General features: G+C 58.2%; 19 protein-coding genes. 6 read left to right on the top strand and 13 right to left on the bottom strand.

Going from position 1 to position 21097, the window contains the following annotated elements:
• The first annotated feature begins 3 nt into the window (after positions 1 to 3).
• A complete protein-coding gene (gene lnt, locus ACQCLF_RS05565) occupies positions 4 to 1518 on the top strand; it encodes an apolipoprotein N-acyltransferase (RefSeq protein WP_426985313.1) in 1515 nt (504 codons plus the stop codon).
• A 51-nt stretch (positions 1519 to 1569) separates the two neighbouring features.
• Here lnt and ACQCLF_RS05570 read toward each other — a convergent pair whose 3' ends face one another.
• The 7 genes from ACQCLF_RS05570 to ACQCLF_RS05600 form a co-directional block, all read right to left on the bottom strand.
• Positions 1570 to 3051: an amidohydrolase family protein gene (locus ACQCLF_RS05570; protein ID WP_426985314.1), complete on the bottom strand. Its 1482-nt coding sequence runs from the start codon at positions 3049 to 3051 to the stop codon at positions 1570 to 1572.
• A gap of 122 nt (positions 3052 to 3173) precedes the next feature.
• Positions 3174 to 3560: a Dabb family protein gene (locus ACQCLF_RS05575; RefSeq protein ID WP_426985315.1), complete on the bottom strand. Its 387-nt coding sequence runs from the start codon at positions 3558 to 3560 to the stop codon at positions 3174 to 3176.
• A 103-nt stretch (positions 3561 to 3663) separates the two neighbouring features.
• Positions 3664 to 4164: an EAL domain-containing protein gene (locus ACQCLF_RS05580; RefSeq protein ID WP_426985316.1), complete on the bottom strand. Its 501-nt coding sequence runs from the start codon at positions 4162 to 4164 to the stop codon at positions 3664 to 3666.
• A gap of 55 nt (positions 4165 to 4219) precedes the next feature.
• On the bottom strand, positions 4220 to 4438 hold the full coding sequence (locus ACQCLF_RS05585; protein ID WP_426985317.1) for a hypothetical protein: 219 nt from the start codon (positions 4436 to 4438) through the stop codon (positions 4220 to 4222).
• 146 nt (positions 4439 to 4584) lie between these two features.
• Positions 4585 to 4818 carry a hypothetical protein gene (locus ACQCLF_RS05590; RefSeq protein WP_426985318.1) on the bottom strand — a complete coding sequence of 78 codons (234 nt, stop codon included), beginning with the start codon at positions 4816 to 4818 and terminating at the stop codon, positions 4585 to 4587.
• A 375-nt stretch (positions 4819 to 5193) separates the two neighbouring features.
• Complete coding sequence (locus ACQCLF_RS05595) at positions 5194 to 5946, bottom strand: hypothetical protein (RefSeq protein ID WP_426985319.1); 753 nt, start codon at positions 5944 to 5946, stop codon at positions 5194 to 5196.
• A 376-nt stretch (positions 5947 to 6322) separates the two neighbouring features.
• Positions 6323 to 8482, bottom strand: a complete 2160-nt coding sequence (locus ACQCLF_RS05600; RefSeq protein ID WP_426985320.1) for a methyl-accepting chemotaxis protein — start codon at positions 8480 to 8482, stop codon at positions 6323 to 6325.
• A gap of 261 nt (positions 8483 to 8743) precedes the next feature.
• Here ACQCLF_RS05600 and ACQCLF_RS05605 point away from each other — a divergent pair, with 261 nt between their 5' ends.
• Both ACQCLF_RS05605 and ACQCLF_RS05610 read left to right on the top strand, forming a co-directional pair.
• On the top strand, positions 8744 to 10375 hold the full coding sequence (locus ACQCLF_RS05605; protein ID WP_426985321.1) for an AAA family ATPase: 1632 nt from the start codon (positions 8744 to 8746) through the stop codon (positions 10373 to 10375).
• Between the two features lies 1 nt (position 10376).
• Positions 10377 to 11249: a general secretion pathway protein GspB gene (locus ACQCLF_RS05610; RefSeq protein WP_426985322.1), complete on the top strand. Its 873-nt coding sequence runs from the start codon at positions 10377 to 10379 to the stop codon at positions 11247 to 11249.
• Between the two features lie 20 nt (positions 11250 to 11269).
• On the opposite strand, the gene ACQCLF_RS05615 is transcribed toward ACQCLF_RS05610, so the two are convergent.
• Positions 11270 to 11638: a DUF6164 family protein gene (locus ACQCLF_RS05615; RefSeq protein WP_426985323.1), complete on the bottom strand. Its 369-nt coding sequence runs from the start codon at positions 11636 to 11638 to the stop codon at positions 11270 to 11272.
• Positions 11639 to 11855: 217 nt separating this feature from the next.
• Here ACQCLF_RS05615 and ACQCLF_RS05620 point away from each other — a divergent pair, with 217 nt between their 5' ends.
• Genes ACQCLF_RS05620 through ACQCLF_RS05630 form a run of 3 tightly spaced genes read left to right on the top strand, consistent with a single transcriptional unit; the run spans position 11856 to position 14588 of the window.
• Positions 11856 to 12440, top strand: coding sequence for a gluconate 2-dehydrogenase subunit 3 family protein (locus tag ACQCLF_RS05620; protein WP_426985324.1), 585 nt, complete (start codon positions 11856 to 11858; stop codon positions 12438 to 12440).
• Between the two features lie 2 nt (positions 12441 to 12442).
• Entirely contained in the window at positions 12443 to 14134 is a 1692-nt protein-coding gene (locus ACQCLF_RS05625; protein WP_426985325.1) for a GMC oxidoreductase, read from the top strand.
• Positions 14135 to 14180: 46 nt separating this feature from the next.
• Positions 14181 to 14588 carry an NIPSNAP family protein gene (locus ACQCLF_RS05630; RefSeq protein ID WP_426985326.1) on the top strand — a complete coding sequence of 136 codons (408 nt, stop codon included), beginning with the start codon at positions 14181 to 14183 and terminating at the stop codon, positions 14586 to 14588.
• A 24-nt stretch (positions 14589 to 14612) separates the two neighbouring features.
• Here ACQCLF_RS05630 and ACQCLF_RS05635 read toward each other — a convergent pair whose 3' ends face one another.
• The 5 genes from ACQCLF_RS05635 to ACQCLF_RS05655 all read right to left on the bottom strand — a co-directional run bounded on the left by ACQCLF_RS05635 (position 14613) and on the right by ACQCLF_RS05655 (position 20845).
• Positions 14613 to 16226 (bottom strand): S8 family serine peptidase, encoded by a 1614-nt coding sequence (locus ACQCLF_RS05635; RefSeq protein WP_426985327.1) that lies wholly within the window; start codon positions 16224 to 16226, stop codon positions 14613 to 14615.
• Positions 16227 to 16327: 101 nt separating this feature from the next.
• A complete protein-coding gene (locus ACQCLF_RS05640) occupies positions 16328 to 16912 on the bottom strand; it encodes an anti-sigma factor family protein (RefSeq protein WP_426985328.1) in 585 nt (194 codons plus the stop codon).
• A 47-nt stretch (positions 16913 to 16959) separates the two neighbouring features.
• Entirely contained in the window at positions 16960 to 17523 is a 564-nt protein-coding gene (locus tag ACQCLF_RS05645; protein ID WP_426985329.1) for an RNA polymerase sigma factor, read from the bottom strand.
• Positions 17520 to 18737 carry a hypothetical protein gene (locus tag ACQCLF_RS05650; protein WP_426985330.1) on the bottom strand — a complete coding sequence of 406 codons (1218 nt, stop codon included), beginning with the start codon at positions 18735 to 18737 and terminating at the stop codon, positions 17520 to 17522. The genes ACQCLF_RS05645 and ACQCLF_RS05650 overlap by 4 nt, the downstream gene beginning before the upstream one ends.
• Positions 18734 to 20845 carry a hypothetical protein gene (locus ACQCLF_RS05655; protein ID WP_426985331.1) on the bottom strand — a complete coding sequence of 704 codons (2112 nt, stop codon included), beginning with the start codon at positions 20843 to 20845 and terminating at the stop codon, positions 18734 to 18736. Before ACQCLF_RS05655 ends, ACQCLF_RS05650 begins: the two co-directional genes overlap by 4 nt.
• Positions 20846 to 21097 lie beyond the last annotated feature (252 nt).

Raw genomic sequence — 21097 nt, forward strand, 5'->3', positions numbered from 1 at the left:
TTCATGACCGCTTTACAAACCGCGCTGACGCGCCTGCCCGGCTGGACCGCCTGGTTCCTGTGCGCCGCCGCTGGCGCCCTGCTACCGCTGGGGCTGGCCCCCTTCGACCTTTGGCCGCTCGCCCTCGGCGGGCTGGTCGTTTTTGTTGTATTGCTCAACGGAAGCTCCGGTCGCCGCGCCTGGTGGCGGGCCTGGGGTTTCGGTATCGGCCTCTACGGCGCTGGCGTCTCCTGGATTTACATCAGCATTCACACCTACGGCAACGCCTCCGCGCCCTTGGCGGCGGTCATGACCGCCCTGTTCGTGCTGTTTATGGCGCTGATTTTCAGTCTGCCCTTCTGGGCCTACGGGCGCTGGTTCAGCCGCCACCGGCTCGGCGCACCGCTGGCGTTTCCCGCCATTTACCTGCTGGGCGAATGGCTGCGGGGCTGGCTGCTCACCGGCTTCCCCTGGCTTTACCTCGGCTATGCTCACCTCGACACCTGGCTGGCCGGCTGGGCGCCGTTGCTGGGCGTGCTGGCACCCAGCCTCATCATCGCGCTGAGCGCCGGACTGATAGCGCTTTGGCTGCTGCAACCTGGGCACTCCCCTCGCCGCTGGGCACTCACCCTCGTCGTGTTATTACTCTGGCCACTGGGCGCGATTCTGCACCGGGTTGAGTGGACCCAGCCCCAGGGCCAGCCCATCAATGTCGGGATGATTCAGCCAAATATTCCCCAGGAGCGCAAATGGGACCCGGCGTTTTTCCAGCCCACTCTCGACCGGCTCGACCATTTGAGTGAAGATTTGTGGGACAACGACTGGTTGATCTGGCCGGAAGCCGCCATTCCCCGCGTTTACCACGACATGCTTCCGTACCTGGAAGCACTCAACCGAAAAGCCGAAGACACCAACACCGGCCTGACTACCGGCATCATCTTTGATGATCCGCGTCAGGGGGTCTACTACAACAGCGTTGTCGGACTGGGGCCAGCGCTGGGGATTTATCACAAGCGTCGGCTGGTGCCGTTTGGCGAGTACGTACCACTGGAACAGTACCTGCGCGGCCTGATTGACTTCTTCGATCTGCCGACGTCCATCATCACCCGTGGCCCCTGGGAGCAAAGTGGATTGCAGATTGGCGACACCGGTATCTCCGCCTCCATCTGCTACGAAGTCGTCTACCCGGACCTGGTCGCCCGCAGTGCCATCGACCGGCAGGTGCTGCTGACCATCAGCAACGATGCCTGGTTTGCCGACTCCATCGGCCCACTGCAACACATGCAAATGGCCCGCATGCGCGCCCTGGAAACCGGCCGCCCGATGATTCGCGCCACCAACAACGGCGTCAGCGCTTTTGTGGACCACCACGGGGGCATCGAAAAACGGGCCGAACAATTTGTGGAAACGACATTGGAAGGCACCGTCCAGCCTCGCAGCGGCCTTACGCCGTTTATGCGCTGGGGCAGCTGGCCAGTGGTGGGCATGTGCGTGTTGTTGCTGGTACTGGCCGGGGTCTGGCGGCGCCGACATTCTTAACCGGTCTCTCTTTAACCAGTCGGCGGTTTAACAATTCTAGGGCCGAGTCCGCTACGTGGCCCGACCGCCACTCCAGCGCATCAGGTTCAAAAACTCCCGGCGCGTCTTGGGGCCGTTGGTGCGGTAATGGGGGTCCGGTTGCTCCCGGTATCGCGCTCGGGCCGCCGCCAGTTGGTCACCGCCCACACGCTGGCGGATCAGCGACTCATCAATCTCGTAGGGCACCAACGCATTCAGACCGAAAATCTTGCGCTTAATCTCCGGCGTCAACGCCGAATAACCAAACTTCTCCCGCACCTGCTCCGCAATCTGGAAAGTCCGGAACGCCTGAATCTGATCCTGGGGCGAGCCATACCAGATGGAGTCCGTCCCCCAGAGTACATTGTCCTCCCCCAGATACTTAATCAACTTGCCCAGCGTGTGCGCCGCCGAGTCGGGGTCCCGCATCAGAAAACGCCAGGTCGAGCCCAGCTCTGCGTAAACGTTGGAATGACGGCCTAAGTCATTGTCCACCACGGTTTTGATCAGGGAATCCACGCCTTCATTGCGATTCGGATCGTAAGGCCCTTCGGGCTGGCCCGGCACAAAGCCGGAGTGGTAAACCAGAAACTTCAGATCGGGATACAACTTCGCGACCCGGCCAATGTCATCGCAGAGCGAATGCTCGTAGGATTCCGGGCCGAAGGGAATGCCCTTATGAATCACAATAATCTTCACGCCCAGTTTGCGCGCTTTCTCCAAAAACGGAATGCCGGTATCCTCGTCCGTCAGCCAATACCCTTTGCCCTCCGGCCCCCACTGGGTGTAGGTTTTCCAGGCCACGATATCGAACTCTTCCTTCAGCCGATCCATATCTTCCAGGTCGCCCTTCTGGTTCGGATTCACGCGGCCATGCAAATACAAACGGTGCTGGCTGTCCTTCATTTGATTCACAATGGAGCGAGTCGCCGCCGCTTCCTCAATGGTGAGCGGCTCTTCATCCCGCTTGGACGGCACGAAGGACAGCACCATCAAATCCGTATCCGAGTCCATGAACACATCCTGCACAAACGCATCCGGCCCGAGGCATTGCAGATACGAACGATCCTCTTTGCCGGTCGCCAGCGCACACCCGGCCTGTTCCATGCCCGACAAAGGCCGGGCACTCTCCGGAATATTGTCCAGCCACGCCCCCGTGGGGTTCACGAAATGCCCCTGCACATCGAAGATGAACTCATCCCCGTCCAGCGCATCCGCCGCCGCGTCACGATCCAGTCCGGCTTCAGCGGCCAGGGAATAAAAACCCGCACCGCGCCCAGCCGCCGCCTGGGCCGCATTAAACGCCAACAGCGTCGTCGCCGCGCCGCAGGCCGACACCAGCAACTCCCGTCGACTGATACCCAATCGGCGGGCGTTAGTGGAAGCGGCTTCGTGCGCCATACGATTGGCGAGCTGACTCGCTCGATCCAGGGGAATGGGGGAAAATTCGCCGTTACTGGTGCTGTCCAGCTTGATCGGCAGACGGGTACCTTCGGGATCGTGAACAAATTTCATGGCCAACCTCTATGGGTTTGAGGACGGAGAATTTGTAACACAAAAAGGTATACACGGTTGGGAAAGGCTTTGCAAGACAGCGACACGCCCGTACCACAGGCGTGTCGCCGCGTTCCTCTTCTTTAGTCCTTGAGTGTGTAATCAATCACAAAGGCGTCTTCCACAATATTGAGTTGCTCCAGCAAGGCTCCGAACTTCTTATGCTCCGGGTGCGGCAAATACGTATCCCTGGCCTCTTCGTCTTCAAAGGTCATCACATACACATGCTCAAAACCTTTATTCAGCCCTTCCGGACTGTTATTGACGCCGTGCTCAAATGAAACAATACCGGGAATCGTATCTTGCAGACCACTAAACGCGTCCGTCAGCCGCTGGATGTCCGCCTCGCTGGCATCCTCTGCATACTTAAACGCCACAATGTGCCGTATCGGCTCGTCTGCATGGGCGGCCCCAACAACGGAGCACACTAATAATAGAGACGAAGCGAACAACCCCACATTCTTTAACATAGTATCAACCTCTCAGAGAACCATATGAGATTAAATTTAACTCAATACACTTTAACAGAAAGATGCTTATAGAAAGCCTCAAGTTCAAGCCAAAGTAATCCTTTTACACGATTTCAGGAAAAGCCACCTCCGGCAGACACTCAAAGCCGGGTTTGGCAAAGAGATAACCCTGCATCAGTTCAACGCCGGCATCCCGCAACCACCGCATTTCCTCTTCGGTTTCTATACCTTCCGCCAAGGGCACAATGTTTAAATCTCGAAACAAATTCAGGCAATTGTGAATAATGGCCTGTCTGGCTTTGTGGCTATCAATATTTCGTATCAGCCCCATATCCAGTTTTATGATGCTCGTTTGAAAGTCCGCCAGCAAGCCAAGGCCGGCATACCCGGAGCCGAAATCGTCAATCGCCGTTGTAAACCCCTGCATCTTGTAGTGTTCGACAATCTCCTTCAGGAAAAGATTGTCTTTTACCTGCTCCGCCTCGGTGAACTCAAACATGATTCGCTCTATGGGAAAACCATATTCCCTGGCGGCCTGAAGCGTTGTTCTCAGGCAACGCTCAGGATTGTAAACGGCGTTGGGAAGAAAGTTGATACTGAGCATCGAGGTAAGCTTCAGACGTGACGCCAAACTAATCGCTTTTACACGGCACTTCTGATCAAAAAATATACCGGTTCTCGTCGTTTACCTTGGACAATACCGAGTAGGCCGACTCATTATTAGTGCCCCGAACCAGCGCTTCATAGCCAAATATGTGTCTTTCCCGAATATTCACAATCGGCTGAAACGCCATCGTGAAATCGAAGTCTAAAGCGCCTTTATCGGCACAATTAGCGCAGGAAAACCGGTCATAAATCATTACATCTTCAGTGCTCATAAATCGCTCATCGGTTATGACGCGCGCACCAGACGACACAAGAGAAATACGACCTGTGAAAATAGGTGCCTACAGAGGGCCTATCATACCGTTTTGCCTATAAAGATAAAATCAGAACCCTCCGAAGAACACCCTACTGGCGCCCATTATCCCTTATCAGCTTCTGAGGTTTTCGACTTGCAGAGGTTCTTTGCCATCAGGAAAAAGGCTAGAGAGGCAAGCCATATCATGAAATAGGCAAACTGGTTGCTCAACGTTATGAGCATCTGGAACTCACCGCCACGAACGAGCCCAGTCGTGTGATAAGCGATAATCAGCCCCCGATAAAGCATCACGATTGATGTGAGGGCAAGAAATACGGCAGAGATTTTTCGGATCATTGATTCTTCCTTTTACGCTTACTAAGACAGCTCTAGCGAATGACACCCCCTCTAAATGGGCTTTCATCAGTTCGCACAGGACGCCACTCTTATGTTAACTTGGACTAATGCGCCAATCCAGAGCGCAGCTACCCTTAAGGGGATTAGGTGTCTACTTTTCTTGGGGAGCTCGGGGCACAGAACGCCAAGCTAAGCGGCGTGCGCAAGCACGTCCGGTGGAGGGCCGGCAGGCCCGGAACATACTTGAGCGACTGGTTAGGGCTTGATTGCGCTACCACCCGATACCGCCGATTTGCTCCAAAATTTTACAATGGCGACCCGTTAAATCTTTGCTTGCTAAACACTCACCCAGAAAATAATTTCAACCAGACCCCTTTAATTCTTTAATTGCAGGGTGCGAAACGCCGCTTCGATGAATAACGCCTGGTTGAGAAACGGATTTTTACTGAATAGGTCGCCGGATGTCACTCGATCAATCAGTGACTGGCGCGGATTGCTAATATCTGTATTGGGTAAGTTAGCTGATGATTGGGGAATAAACTTGCCTGCATTCTCACTTGGCTCATGCACTAAATAGATTGTACCTGAAGCAATAGCGGCTTGGCGTCGTCGGTCACTGGCAAGTAACCCGGCTGCCAGTTCCACATCATCAGCGTCGAGGTTGTTCTCTACAGCATAATCATACGCAGCTTCCAACGCTTCTCTGTCGCTTCCCGATAAAAAATCAAAGACATTTCCACTATCAGATGAAGGGTTAGGTCTTGGTATCGTTTCACGAATATTGTGTTCTTGCTGCAAGGTATTTCTCAACGCTTGTCCATCTATATCAATTTCGGTATTGGCTGTTACCATGCTAACGGCTTGATCAAGCAACGCTTGGCCTCTTGCTAAGGGAAGGTAACTGGGCCCAAGTTCTTGGCGTAAAAACTCGTTCGCGCCTTGCATCAATAGGCTTATAGAGTGACCACGGGCGCTAATCTGCAGGGCTGAATTAGTAGTATTGCTGACCCGAGAGCCGGAGCTGCTTGTATTCTCTGAATTCGTTCTATCCTTGGAATTAACAAGGGAGGTATCTGATTGTAATGCGCTTTGGGCTGAGCTGTTAATAAGTCCAGTGATGATATCCATGCTGCATTTCCTCCTTATGACAAAGGGGTAGTCTATACATATTGTATTACATCAGTAGCTGTAATCCACTCTTACTGTATCCGCTGGACACCAGAACAACCACACCCTAACAGCTGTATATCGAGCCAGCACACTTTGTTCCCCATCACCTACCGCCACAAAGCCTGATAACCCATTGAAACTAAAGACCTTCTTACAGCCGTAAAATTGCCTGTCAGAAAGTGTGCGCCGACACGGCTTTAGGAATAAAAGCGCCTGTTATTTACCCCGACCGCACAATTTGATCATTATTTATACAGCCCTTCAAATGGCACCCATATCCTCAAAAAACGTGATGCAATTCACTATAGCGCTTCTCTTCAGAAGTGCAAGGCGCTCAGGCTTGAGCGCCGTGTTTGTGGGTGACCTGGAAGGCGCTGGTGAGGTGGTGGAGGTTGGTGGCGGTGCCTTTGAGGCGGTCGGAGGCGCCGTGCAGGGCGCGGATGACTTTGTGCATTTCGCCTCCGGCGCCGACGACTTCGCGGGTCTGTTCGCCGTATTCCTGGCTGTGGGCTTCGATGTGACGGATGACTTCGAACATGCGCTCCACGATGGCGTGCAGTTCGGAGTTGTCGGTGGTGCCCTCTTCCGCCAGGCGCAGGCCGCGATCCACGCTTTCGACGCTGCTTTCCATAAAGCTGGCTGCCTGGGCGGCTTCATTTTGGATGGTGGCGATCTTTTCTTCGATTTCCTTGGCGGCTTCGGCGGTGCGGGCGGCCAGGCCTCTGACTTCATCGGCGACGACGGAGAAGCCTCGGCCGTGTTCACCGGCGCGAGCGGCTTCAATCGCGGCGTTTAAGGCGAGCAGGTTGGTCTGGCTGGTGATGTTGCCGATCAGTGAGACCATGCCGCCGATCTCCTCTGTGCGTTCGTTGAGTCGGTGGATGGTTTTGGTGGAGTTTTCCACCGCATCGCGAATGGCTTTGGTACCGGCGTTCACGGATTCGTACTGCTCGCGCGCTTCCTGCACGACGCGGTCCATGACTTGTTTCATTTCGGCAGCGGTGCCGGAGGCGTTGCTGATTTCCCCGATTTGCTCTTCCACCAGCGTGAGCATTTGTTCCATGGCGGCACTCACCTGGGTCATGGTGGCGTTGGCGCTGTCGTTGCGGGCGAGCATGCGTTCGCTGTTGTGGCGCACGTCATCCGCTGAATGAATCACTTCGCCGATGATGCCATCGAGGGTATCGATAAAGCTGTTGGTCCACCGTCCCAGATCGCCGGTTTCATCATCGAACATGCGCTGGGGGTCCATCCGCTGTTTGAGGTTACCGCCGCCCTCCCCCAGCGAGTGGACAATCTCGGTCATTTTGCCGATGCGCCGGGAGAGGTGCCTGGGGCCACGCCGGTTAAACACCATGGCGCCAACGGCGGTCAGCCCGAGGGTGGCCAAGTGCACGCCCCATACAGGCAGGGTCGTCCAGGTGTGCAGCGCTACGTTTCCGGCCAGCACGACGGCGGCCACGGCCCAGAACAGAGCCATAAAACGATAGCTGATAGAGCGGAAACGATAGACTTCTTCCAGGTCGCCCTCGCACATCATGCCCCATTTGTCTTTGGAGCCCTGCAACGTGAAGGTGATGCCTTTACCAATTACCGGGATGTGGCGGTAATCGGAGTAGCCGGGGTATTTGATATAGAGGTTCTGGCCGTTGCGGATGGTCTCGCGCACGCCGGGGTGCAGCTGTCCGGTGGCTGGATCGGTGAAGTGAATTTCAAACTCGGTGTGCCGTTTGACGCCGACCACGCCCCAGTTGGTGTGAATACCGCTTTTGAGGTTTTCACCGTGGGAGAAGGTGCTGTCTTCAAAGCGTGAACGGGACAACGCTGTGCCCGGTTTGATGCGCCGATCAAACTGCGGGTCGACCATAAACAGGTAGTTGTCCCCCGATTCATGGAAGATATGGCCGGCTTCGCGCTGGATCAAATCCCCCAGGACGTCGTTGGGCACACGGGCGCACAGGCAGCCTCGCGACCCGTCGCATAGGGTCAGCGGCTGGTAGAACATCAGTGTGACTTCGTCGTGAAAGCGCGACGATGAAGGGCCAATGCTCAGGGTGAGCGGGTCGATGTAGGGGCCGTGCAAAAAGGGCGCTTGCAGCCCTTCCTCCAGTGCACGAGGCTCCACGTCTCTCTTGCCTTTGCGGTCACGATACGTGGAGGCCAGCACCTGGCCATCGGCGTCCAGCACGAAGAACTCGGACACATCCGCTGCCAACCCTAACTGCCTGGCCAGGAGGTTGTCTCGGTCGTCTTCGTCCTGCTCCAGACGGGCGGCCAGTGAGACTAACTGCTCCCATTGGCTGCTGACCCAGTGCTGAAGAATGTTGATACGCGTTTGGGCAATGCTTTCAAACGCCTGCTCCATAAGAGGGTAACGGTGGCGGTTCAACCAACAGGCCCATCCCATACGGAATTTTCCGCTCGGACCCCACCAGTTCAGCCAGCGACGCTCGTCGCCGGACAAGTTCATCGCATCGCTCTTTAGCGTCATCATACTGTCTGTCTTCCTCATCAATTCGGCATGCCTTCCCTGAGCCTGTTTTATCCCGCTTGAGCAACTTCTAGCAGGAAACAGGCCATACATGGGTTGATCGCAAAGGTTATTTTTGGCGCCATACGCACCAATATCGATCACACCCAATGTGCACAACCATAAAAGCGCACCATAAAAGGGCTTATCGCAAGGGTGGCTGTCCGCGCGAATTGTCGTTATTCTGAGCGCCCTAACCAGCGCAGGGATATCAACAGCAACGCTATGTACCATCTGTTCTTTGGACTGCGGGAACCGGCGTTTTCCATCGCCGTGAATCCGCGCTACCTCTATCTGAGTGAACAGCACCAGGAGGCCCTGGCGCACTTGCTGTTCGGGCTTCAGGGTGGCGGCTTTGTGCAACTGACCGGAGAGGTCGGCACCGGCAAGACCACCATTATCCGCCGGTTGCTGGAAGAGCTGCCTGCCGATACCGATATTGCGTTGATTCTGAATCCCACGGCGTCTGTCCCGGAACTGCTGGCCAGCATTTGTGATGAACTGCATGCCTCTTATGAGGGCACCCCCAGCCCCAAGGCGCTGACCGACGCGCTCTACCAACGGCTGCTGGACAACCATCGCCGGGGCCGCAAAACGGTATTGCTCATTGATGAAGCCCAATTATTGAGCGCCGAGGCACTGGAACAGATCCGTTTGTTGACCAACCTGGAAACCCATACCGAGAAATTGCTCAACATCATTCTGGTCGGGCAGCCGGAACTGGGCGCGTTGCTCGCCCGCCCCGGTTTGCGTCAATTGGCGCAGCGCATTACCGCTCGCTACCACCTGACGCCACTCTCCCAGGCGGAAACCGGCGCGTATATTCGCCACCGGCTTCAGGTCGCGGGAGCCGATCATACCGCCGAGTTATTCTCTCCGGCACGAGTGGCCGATATCCATCGCTTCAGCGGCGGCGTGCCGCGCCTGATTAATATGGTGTGCGAGCGCATGCTGCTTGGGGCTTATGGCCGCCAACAAACCCATCTGGACCGGGCCTTATTTGAGCATGCCCGGGCGGAAATCACCGGCGACGCACCGCTCACGTCCCCCGCCGCACTGCCGACCCGCCACGAGCCGGGTTCACACTGGCCCAAACTGTGGGGCGCGGCATTGGGAGGCGCGATGGTGAGCGCCATAGTGAGTGCGCTGGTAGTGCTGGCGCTGTTGCGCGCTCCCACTCCGGAAACGTCGGCCCCCGAATTGCCCCCCGCGTCCACCGCGAAAGAGCAGGCCCCCAGCGAAGTCGATCAAACGCCCATGGGAATCAGCGACCTCGGAGCGGCTCAGCGCCAACTGGCCAACGCGCTGTCGTTACCTGTGATGGCCGGTGACCCGCTGTGTGTTGAAAGCACCACGACGGCGGGCGGCTATCGCTGCGTATCGGCCACCCCCCATACCTGGAATGCCTTGATGGACTTAAACCGTCCCGTGGTGCTCTCGGTGATGGATAGCACTCGCAAGGCCGCCTATCTGCCGCTGCTTGGGCTGAATGAGGATCGCGCGACGGTGCTCACTGCCGAGGGGAAAACCATGATCGCCTGGCGGGACCTCGCGCCGCGCTGGACCGGCGAGGTCCATTATTTTCGCTACCGCCCACCGGGCTTCGATGGCAGCCTGTCGGCGGGCGAACGAGGCCCGGCGGTGCGCTGGCTGGCCGAACAGTTTGCCCAAATGGACGGAGAAGCCCGCCCTCTTAGCGATGACCGCTATACGCCCGCCCTGCGCCAGCGTGTGGAAATCTTCCAGCGCCGCCACGGCCTGACCGCCGACGGCGTGTTTGGCGAAAATACCCTGGAAGTATTAACCCGGGCGCAGGAGCTCGATCCCGCTTTTCAGCCAATGGCGGAGGCCCCGTAAGATGTCGATGATTCTGGATGCCTTGAAGCAGGCCGAGCAGGAACGACGTCAGCGGGAACAACCGGCCCATTCCGAATCCGGTCCCAACAACGAGCCTGGAAAGCGTGAAGACACAACGCCGCCTTCACCAGCCATGCCCTCTTCCCACCGGCCACCGTCTGACGATGCGCCGCCACGGCGACCCGCACAGAAAACCGGGAAATTACCACTGTTGCTGGGTGCCGTGACTGTCGCTCTGATCGGCGGGGGGCTGGCATTGTGGGCACCGCGGCCGGAATCCACTGCGCCGACGCCAAAACCCAACGCAGAGGGGATGAAAAGCCCAACGGAAACTGTCGCCCCGGAGCCCATTGAGCCGTCGCCCGCTCCGCAGGAAACTGCACGACAGGAAACTGGCCCACAGGAAACCGTTTCCCAGGAAACCGTCGCCCAGGAAACCAGCCCGCAAGCACCCGCCGTGGATGTCGCCGAGCTGTACCGCTCGCCTCAGAGTGATGACGCGGCCGCCGCGCTGTATCAACAAGCGGGCGCGGAAGCCTCTTCAGAGGAGCCTCTGGAAGAGCCCGAGGAAGAGCGAGTGACCGAACCTGACGCGGTTGCTCAGGAGGAACCCCCTCCGCCCGTGCCGACTATGCCCACCATTCGCGATTTATCGTGGGGCCTGCAACAACGCATTCCCACCCTGAATTATCAGGCGCACGATTATCGTGAGAACGGCCAAAGCCGGGTGCGGATCAATCACCGGGAACACCGGGTGGGCGATCAGTTGGCACCGGGGCTGCGTATTGAGGGCATTGAAGAGGACGGCGCTGTCCTCAGTTTCGAAGGTGAAACGTTCAAGCTGCCAGCGCTCAACAGCTGGGTGAATATGTAAGGGCGGGCGTCTCTTTTAGATCAGCGCCAGATCAATGACAGGAAGGGCAACAGAGTAATCGCCAACACCACCACAATCGCCAGCGTCAGCGCCACAAACCGCACTGGCGCGCGGGCGATTTTCTGCCACAGCGTGGGCTGCTCTCCCGCCGCAATCCGTTCCTCGTGCAGCGCCCGTTGCGCTTCCAGCCGCTGCGCCTGATAACGTTTCAGCACTGCCCGGGCCTCGGGTAACTGTTCATCGTCCGCCAGCCAGATGGCTGAAACGCCGAGCCCCCAGAAACCGGCATGGGTTTCGTAGGTGCGAAACCCGGATTCCTCCAACAGTTCGCGAACCTCCAGGGCCTCATCGTCCGGCACCTGGTTCAGTTTGAATAAGAGTTGTCCCATGGCCGTGCCCGCAGGCTCCCCGGTGGTTGAAATCGCCCGTAGTGTGAACAGGTACAGAGCCTCTGGCAAGCCCCTTGGTCCACAACCGCTTGCACTCGATATCGGAGTTGCTTACATTGTTGTCTCAAGAACTATTACATAGCGACATAACAATAACCGTGCAGCCGCTACACCTCCGTTGGCCGCTGTTTGTTTTACCAACCATCGGTTTCTGCCCATGAACAGACGAGATATCCTTCGCTACACTGCGTGGCTGACGGGCACCACTGTGGCCGCCCCGCTGGCCAGCGTCATCCTCAGTGGCTGTTCGGAAGCCCCGCCCGGCTCCGCCGCCACCGCCTCCTCTTCCAGTGCTTCGCCCCATCATTTTTTCAGTGCCGACGGCTTTGAACTGATGACCTCTGTGGCCGATACGTTACTGCCCGCCACGGAGAGCCCGTCCGCCAGCGACGTCGACGTTCCGAAAACACTGGATGCCATGCTCGGCGAGGCGCTTGGAAAAGACTATGTGGACAGCTTTCGCCACGCCTGGTCGGCCTTGAGCAATGCGCTGGTGGATGAGCGCTTTCTGACGCTTCCCAGCGCCGAGCGCGAAGCGCTGCTGAGCCGTTTGGAAACCACCGACGACGCCGCGCTGGCCGATGCGCGCGAAGGGATGGTGATGCTCAAGCAGCAGGTCGTGCTGTATTACCTCACCTCGGAAACCATTGGGGAAAAATTCCTCAACTATCTCCCTATTCCCGGCGCGTACAAACCCTGTATTTCCGTGAATGATGTCAATAATACGAAGTGGGCGATTTAATCATGGCGCAGACTGATTTTGATGCAATTGTGATTGGTTCCGGTATCAGCGGCGGTTACGCGGCCATGGAGCTGTGCAAAAAAGGTTATAAAACACTGGTACTGGAACGCGGCCGCGATGTTCGCCACGGCGACTACCCCACCGCTCACGATGACGTGTGGGATCTGCCCTATCGCGACAAAGTGCCGCAAGAGGAAATCAAGGAACATTACAGCAAGCAGAACCGTCTCGCCTGGTGGGTCACCCAGGCCAATAAGCACTGGATCAACAAAGACGACGAGTACCCCTATCAGGAAGAAGAACGGTTCGACTGGATTCGCGGTCACCATGTGGGCGGTCGTTCCATTATGTGGGGGCGTCACTGTTACCGCTGGAGCGATATCGACTTCGAGGCGAATCAGAAAGAAGGCGTCGCCATTGACTGGCCCATCCGCTACAAGGACATCGAACCCTGGTACGACTACGTCGAACCTTTTGTTGGCATTGCCGGGCAGGCCGAAGGACTCAAGCAAGTGCCGGACGGCAACTTTCTCAAACCCTTCCCGCTCAACTGCGCCGAGCAGCATTTGCGCGAAAGCGTCGGTGCCGAATACCCCGACCGGGTGGTGACACCGGGCCGTGTAGCCAACCTCTCCGAGTACAAGCCGGACTTGCACAAAGGCAGCCGTGGCCAGTGTATGGCGCGGGACCGCTGCTGGCGCGGCTGTCCGTTTGGTGCCTATTTCAGCAGTCAGTCCGCCACTTTGCCGGTGGCCGAATCCACGGGCAACCTGACCATTCGTCCACACAGCATCGTCAAGGAAATTGTGTACGATCCCGAAAGCGGTCGAGCCAGTGGCGTCCGCCTGATTGATGCACAAAGCAAAGAAGCGCTGGAGATTTCCGCGCGCCTTATTTTCTGCAACGCCAGCACGGTGGGCACCACGGCAATTCTGCTCAACAGCCGTTCTGAAACCTTCCCCAACGGTTTGGGCAATCGCAGCGGGGAGCTGGGCCATAACATTATGGATCACCACTACGGCATGGGCGCTGCCGGTATTCTGCCGGGGCTGAAAAACGAGTATTACTCAGGCCGTAAACCCGGGGGTTTTTACATTCCCCGCTTTACCAATATCGACGAAAACAGCCAGCGCGAGGATTACACGCGAGGGTTCAGTTACCAGGGCTCGGCGCAGCGCATCGATAATGTGCCGGTCGGCATGGTGGGCGCCTCACTCAAACAGGCGGTCATGGAACCGGGCGCGTGGAGTGTTCGCATGACCTGCTTCGGGGAAATGTTGCCCTATCACGACAATCGCATGTTCCTGGACTTCAACAAGACCGATCAATGGGGCATGCCCCTGATCACCTTCGATGCCAAGCTGCGCGATAACGAACACAAGTTACGCGAAGACGGCGTGCGCAGTGCGGTACAAATGCTCGAAGCCGCAGGCTGCACCGACATCACCTGGTACAACAGCGCGACGGCACCCGGTGCCTGCATTCACGAAATGGGCACCGCACGCATGGGGCACGACCCGGAAACCAGCGTCCTGAACCGCTGGAACCAGATGCATGATGTGCCCAATGTGTTTGTCACCGACGGGGCCTGCATGACCAGCTCCGGCACGCAGAACCCGAGCATTACCTACATGGCATTGACGGCTCGTGCGGTGGATTATGCGCACCGCCAGATTGAAGCGGGCGAACTGTAACACCTTTCACAAACAACGACGTTGAATGACAATGAGGTACTGATGTATGAAAAAAATCTCTCTTACGCTATCGGCACTGCTGTTGGCCATCGGCCTTGGTAACACGGCCATGGCCGACGATGAGCGCGTTTTCGAGCTGCGCACTTATACCACTCACGAAGGGAAACTGCCCGCACTGCTGGAGCGTTTTGACAACCACACCCGGTGGCTGTTTGAAAAGCACGGCATGATGAACCTGGCTTACTGGACGCCGGTTGACCCGGAACTGAAAGAGAACACGCTGACTTATATTCTGGTGCATCCGAGCTTGCAAGCGGCGGAAACCAACTGGAAAGCTTTTGGCAGTGATCCTGAGTGGCAGGCCGTGTACAAGAAATCCCGTGAAGACGGCCCCATTGTCAAACACATTGACTCCACCTTCCTCACGCCTACCGAGTTTTCCCGCATTCGCTAACGGCCACCGGTGGCGCGCCTGTTATCAGGGCGCCGCCCGACAGGCCGGGCCCACTTGCAGTAATCCGCGTCCAAACTGCGCATCGCGCCCCGCCGGCCCCAGATCTTTTGCCCACCCAGCCAAATCCTCCCCGGCGGCATCGGCGAGCAGCCAGGCGGCCGTGGCAAACGGCACCGCAAAGGAGGTGCCACTGTGGTAGTAGCCTCCGCGGCTCCCGGACGCCGACCACACATCCACCCCCGGCGCGGCATAATCGACATAGTCGCCCCTGTTGGCCTGGGTATAAAGCTGTTCCAACGCATCGACGGCGGTGATGGCCAGTACACCCGACTGTGCGGCCGGGTACACCGGCGGGCCGTCAGCACCTTCGTTACCAGCGGCAGCCAGTACCACAATGCCCCGGGAAAGGACTTGCTGCAACGCTAGCTCCAGTACGGCGTTGTGCTCGCCGCCCAGGCTCACATTAATAGCCCGTACCTGCTCGGTAATCAGCCAGTCCAGCGCCTGCAAAATGCTGTCGGTGGTGGTTTCCACCTGCTCATCCCGCTGGCGAAAAACGTTAGCTGCCAGTAATTCCACCGCAGGCAGTAAACCCTCGATATCTTCCGCACCATTGCCGATGAATAGGGCCGCCACGGCCGTACCGTGACCGTCGTCAGCCGAGGTCCCCCGTGTAAAGGTCCGCACTTGAAGTGCCCGCCCTTCCAGCGCCGGATGCGACGCATCGACGACCGTGTCGATCATGCCGATACGGGCCTGCACCCGACAAACCCAGGGTGCATTCGCCGGCCAGTGAATCAAGGTGCGAGCATAACGGCGCCGCCCGTTCATCAAATGGTAACGCTGGTTGGTGTCCAGGTTGAGATCGGGATAATCGCGCTGCAGCTCCCTTAACAGTGGCAGCGGGTTCTCACCTGGCGGCAGCCGAAAGCGGGTCATCACCAGCCCCAACCCCGGCAACTGTTCACGCGACTTGATACGCAGCGAATAGGCACTGAATTGCCGGGCCACCGTGCGAGCCTCGTCCATATCCAGCGTGGTCAACAACAGTTCATCCGGTTCATACGCAGTGTTACCGGCATGCGGCGTCACCCCGGACACGACAGGATCACGCGATGGACGCTCGGGAGGTTCCGGTGGAGGCGGAGGAAGCGCCTGGCTTATCAAGCTGCCACCACGCTGGATCAAAGGACGAGTGCGGACGGGCTGCGCAACTGCCGGGCGCTCAACAGGTTCGTCTTTTGCATCAGGTTCCACAGCCGACTCCGACGTCGGAGAGGACACAGACTCTTCACCGGTACTATCTGGAACCGACTCACTGTTGTCATCTACGGTTTGCTCATCCGTTGATGGGTCGCCCTGTGGTTTTTCTTCCTCAGGTAGAGGTTCTTTGGGTTGATTTTCCCTAGGCTGACGCGCCTCTGGTTTACGTTTCTCTGATTTAACTTCTTTGGATTTAACTTCTTTGGATTTAACTTCTTCGGATTTGACTTCCTTGCGCTGCCGCTCGGCGGACTGGCGGCTTTCAGACCGATCGAGCTCGTCCGATGAGACTCGTTCACGAGTCGAGGTCTGACTCCGATCCGGGCGCGGTTCGTTCGGTGCCACCTCATCAGACTGTGCAACATTCTCTGTCATTCGCTCCTGAGCCGACACTGGCGCGGGCACGAGCGCGACTGTCAGCCACAGGACCATCAGCCAAGGCCAAAGAGGAAGCCGTGCACCGGTCACGCCCTGTTTCATAGCGCGATGACTTCCGCAACGCCTTGTGATGATTGCAGCCGCTCGCGCACGACTTGTACATCGGCCCCCTCGGGAAGCTCCAGCGTCCAAATACCCAGTGCGCCGGGGCCGTCCACCAACCGGGCATTCACCGCCTGCAGCATAACCTGCATGTCGGACACCGACGTGCTGCCATCGAACACAATCTGCAGACGCGGGCCAGAGATTGTGACTTTGCCGGACGCCGGGGCAAGATTCGTATCACGGACGGCCCTCCACGGATCGCTGCCAATCAGTAAGCCGGCCTGGATTGCCACCATAACACTGGCAGCCAGAGCCAACGGTTTCCACAAATTAGCACGCCGTCGGACAGGTTGCGGCGCCCGGTTATGAGCGATATCCCGTTTGAGACGGGCCAGCCCTAGCTCCCCCGGCGGCGTTTCATCGGGCGGGCTTTGCAAGCCCGAACGCAACGCCTTCATAAAGTCCGCTTCGTGCGCGAGCTTGGGATCGTCTTTCAGCGCTTGCTCCAAGCGCTGACGTTCGGCCTCAGGCAGTCGGCCGTTGGCCCACAGGGGCAATTGTTCGTCGGTTTTGTTCACGATAACCTCAATAGCTTCGCTGACTTCATGGCCTGGCCCTTCACGGCTTAAACCTTCAAGGACCTGACCAATAGTTGCTGCAAACGGTTCTTGGCGTGATGCACACGGGATTTGACCGTACCTTCCGGAACCCCCATCACCGTCGCAATTTCGGCGTAATCCAGTTCTTCAAAAAACACCAGATGAATCACCTCCCTGTGAGCGTCGGACAGCTTGCCCAGGCATTCGCGCAACCGCTCGGCATCCTGTACGGCAGACAACGCCTTTTCCAGATCCGCGCTTTCAGATTCATCTTCCAGTGTTTCATCCACCTCGGTAAATACGCGGCTGCCCTGTCGACGCCAGTGATTCAACACTTTGTGGTGCGCGATGCCCAACATCCAGGTCGTCACTTTGGAGCGACCGGCAAACCGTGCCGCCCCGCGCCATACATCCAACATCACATCATTGAGTAAGTCGGCGGCGGTGGCCGAATCGTTCAAGCGCGTCACTAAATAGCGGTACACCCGGGATTCATGGCGACGATAAAATTCGCCGAGTGCATCCATATCTTCTCCCGCCATGGCGTGCAGCAATTGCTCGTCACTGGCTTTGTCCAAACTCAAAATCATGGCGCCTCCGATGTCACGCCAGCGTTCAATGAAGCAACGGCACTGGCGGCCACCACCTGCCCGTCAACGTCCACCGCGATAACTCGCCACCAATAAGGCGTCACGCCATCCATACGGTTCAGTACCGAGGCCGACGCGCGCGTTTGTTGAGTGTCGCCACCGAGCATCATGCCACTGACCGGTTGCACTGCCAGTTCTACCGGCTCGCCCTCTGTCACGTCCTGCCGTTCCGGGCGACGGTCATAAAATGCCAGTTGATAGGCAAACGCGCCGGGGTGACGCTGCCACTGGAAGACCGTATGACTATCCAGCGTCTCCCCCGAGGCGGGAGAGACCAACGGGAGGCGAGCTACCTGTTCGGGGGTTTGCGCCTCGCCGCCCACCTGATAACGCAATACCGGCACGGGCTGTTGAATGACCGGCTCGATCAACCGCAAACGCACCAGGTACAAACCGCGTTCACGGCTGGGCAATACCGGGCTTTCCAGAGTGGACTCCTGCCCTGCTCCCAGATACTGGCGCACGGGTGCCAATGGCCGAAACACCGGATTACCTCGCGTGGTGGCGGGCGTGGCGACTTCCCAGACGGCGTTAATGCGACCGACGCGGTCATAGCGCAACAGCGCCTGCGCGCGCAGCAATTCACCGGGGGCGATGCTCGATACGTTATTGCCATCGTCGAAACGCAGTGCCAGCCGACTCAACAGCACGCCATCGCCCGGGTCCTCCGCACCTTCGCGCAGCGAGCGGGCAGCATTCGGCGAGGGCCGGGCCAGACGAATGGTTTGCACCCCGGTCACCATTTGCTCACGCACAAAAAAGCGTCGCACGAATTGAAAAGAGACAGCGCCGCTTTGCGCCACCCGCCGACTCAATTCACCGGGAATCTGCAAGGTTTCGGTCACCGTAAAAGGGCCGCCCATCGTTGTATCGGGCAGTGTCTCCACCAGAGGCCGGTTGAGTGGATACAGCGGCTCGCCACGGTCGCCACCGAGCGAATAAAATCCGGTTTCCGAAATCAATCGGCGGCGCCACTCTCCCTCAACACGCCCCCGCCATTGCACTGTTACCACGGTATCTTGTCCCGGGGTGACCGTTTGATTGACGGTGCAGTTCATGGCGGGAGAGCATATTTCCGCGTTTTGTGCCTGGCTTGCCCCCGACCACAAGAGCGCGATCAGGATCAGTCCGACTCGCCATTGTTGTCGCTTCATAGCGTACCTCCTGGAAGCGTTATCGGCCGAAGCGTTCTCAACTCAATAAACACCTGGTAACCCGGCTCGAATATTGGGCTCGTTAAGTGATCGCGCCAGTCATTGCGGGAAAGAGAAAGCGACAGCTGCCAGCCAAAACGGTTGGCCGCCGGCTGGCGAATCTGCCACGCCAGTTCCGCACTGAGATAAGTAAACTGATCCGAGCGCGGCCGGAAAGGATCGTCCCGCGCACTGGTCTGGTTCAGGCCAAGGCTTAAGGTGCCGGTCAACACGTCGGGAATAAAACCAGCGCCGGCATTCACCGAGTAAAGATGCTGATCCTCTGTGACGTTCGTGCCATCGTAGCGGGTATGCAGCCATTGCCACCCGGTACTGATGTAGTAATCGGCATTGAAGTAAAACCCGGTATCGAGCAGCAGCGTATCGGTGCTCGCATCGGGTTGCCATCCGCTGTTGTCATTCAGGGAATCGCGCTCGTAACCCAGTGACCACTGCCATTGCGAGCGCGTAAACCCTGCACTGAGATGATAACGACGTGTGGCCAGATCATTGACCCAGTAACCGGTGGGCGTGTAGTCGTCCTCCAACGTCGAGCCGCTAGCACTCAGCCGATAGCGCGGCTGCCCCAGCCAACCCAGAAAACCTTCCGGATCGCCCTGGTAACTGGCGCTTACATTCCAGCGATGACTTTCCGATGTCGCGTAATCCGCATCGTCATCGAGATTGTTGTTCTCCACGGCGTAGTAGCCGTCCCACTGCCAGCGGCGGCGCAACGCCTGAAAGAACACTCGCTCCATACGCTTGTCGGCGGGCGCGTATCGATCCGCGACGCTGCGAAAGTAGGTGCCGATTTTCTTGGCTTCCAATCCAACCTGCCAGTCGGTCTCGTCAGCGGCTGCACGCGGGTCGTACACCAGCAACGCGGACCAGGCACTGTCGCGCTCGGCCTCGAAACCAAAGCCAGCCCCGTCGAAATCGTATTCGGTTCTGGCATTTTCCAGCCGGAGCCGCCACTGACGCTGGAAAAACTGACCGTCCATCACCACATTCCAGGCCGACCCTTCCTGAGCGGGGCCGCGCTGTGCATCGGGGGGAGCTAACGAGCTGTCATCAAAAGAACCCTCATCAACCGCAATAACAAGACTGCCATAGTCCGGCGCACTGGCTCGCCCCTCAAGGTGGGAGCCCGCGATATACACGCGCGCGTTTTCCCCGCGCAGCGGCCAGAACGATACGGTGCCCCCGCTCAGTTGATCGTCGGGTTCATCCAGCCCGAGGCGGGCCTCCAGGCCCGGTTGCTGGCGCGCCCCGGCGCGGTACACCGAAAGCGCCGCATCCCAGGGCGTCAGCTGCGCGGAGGCGGAGATGCCTCGGCGCTCAAAGCCGTCCTGAATGAGGCTCGCTCGCCCCAGGCTCTGATCTCCCAGCGTAACGGCATAGCGTTCATCCAGCGCCGCCCGCAACGACCAGCGCGTCAGGTCTGCCCGGCGATTTGCCGGAGCAAGCGCTACGTTATCCACTATCATCAGGTCCGCCTGGGTCGCCAACTGCCAGCGCTCGCCCTGAACCTGGGCGGACATCTGGCCGCTCCCCTGAACCCAGGTGTCATCCTGGCCCCCCGCTTCGCCGTCAGGGCGGGCGGCGAAGCGTTCAGCGATGGCCAGTTCCACATATCCTTGGGCCTCGGCGCGCGGCGAAGGCGCTTCGGTGCGCACCTCGAAGAGCCAATGCCCCAGCTCCTCCACATCGCCCTCTGCGCGGTACACCATCAACCGCAATTCATGCCGCCCGGAAGTCAGAGGTCGCACGGGAACGTAAATCAAATGCCGACCGCGCAGGCGCACCATGGCCGTGACATCCATACCGCCCAGTTCAACGGTCAGTTCACTGGGATTCCGGGCCAGTGCGTCGTCTTCAAGGCGCAGCCGCAACGCCTCTCTGGGCGCCCTGAGGCCCCCTTTTTCAGGGTGTTCCAGCACAGCAACGCCAGACAGCACGGCAGAAGGCACGGAAGCCGCCCACAGTACGGGGGCCACCAGAACCAGCCCCGACAGGAGCATCCAGCGGACAAAGACATTGCTTAGTAATTGAATGGGGGCTGTTGCCATTCCATGCTCGCCTTGCGAGTACCAGTCGACCAGAGTGAGGCGATGCTTGATCGCTCTTACGTCAAGGCTTGTGTGTTACCGAGGGTAGGTAACCCCAGGACGACCGGTGGTTCATTTTGTTTTTCTAGGGCCAAATTACACCAAAACCGCCAGCGCGCCAAACCGTGGCACGTCAATAATCATCCGTTAAAACACCCTGTTGACCTTCCAGCGGCGGGAAGGTCTATGCTCAGTACATACTCACAGGAGGCA

The organism is Marinimicrobium sp. ARAG 43.8 (genome assembly GCF_050113635.1).
Taxonomy (GTDB): Bacteria; Pseudomonadota; Gammaproteobacteria; order Pseudomonadales; family Cellvibrionaceae; genus Marinimicrobium.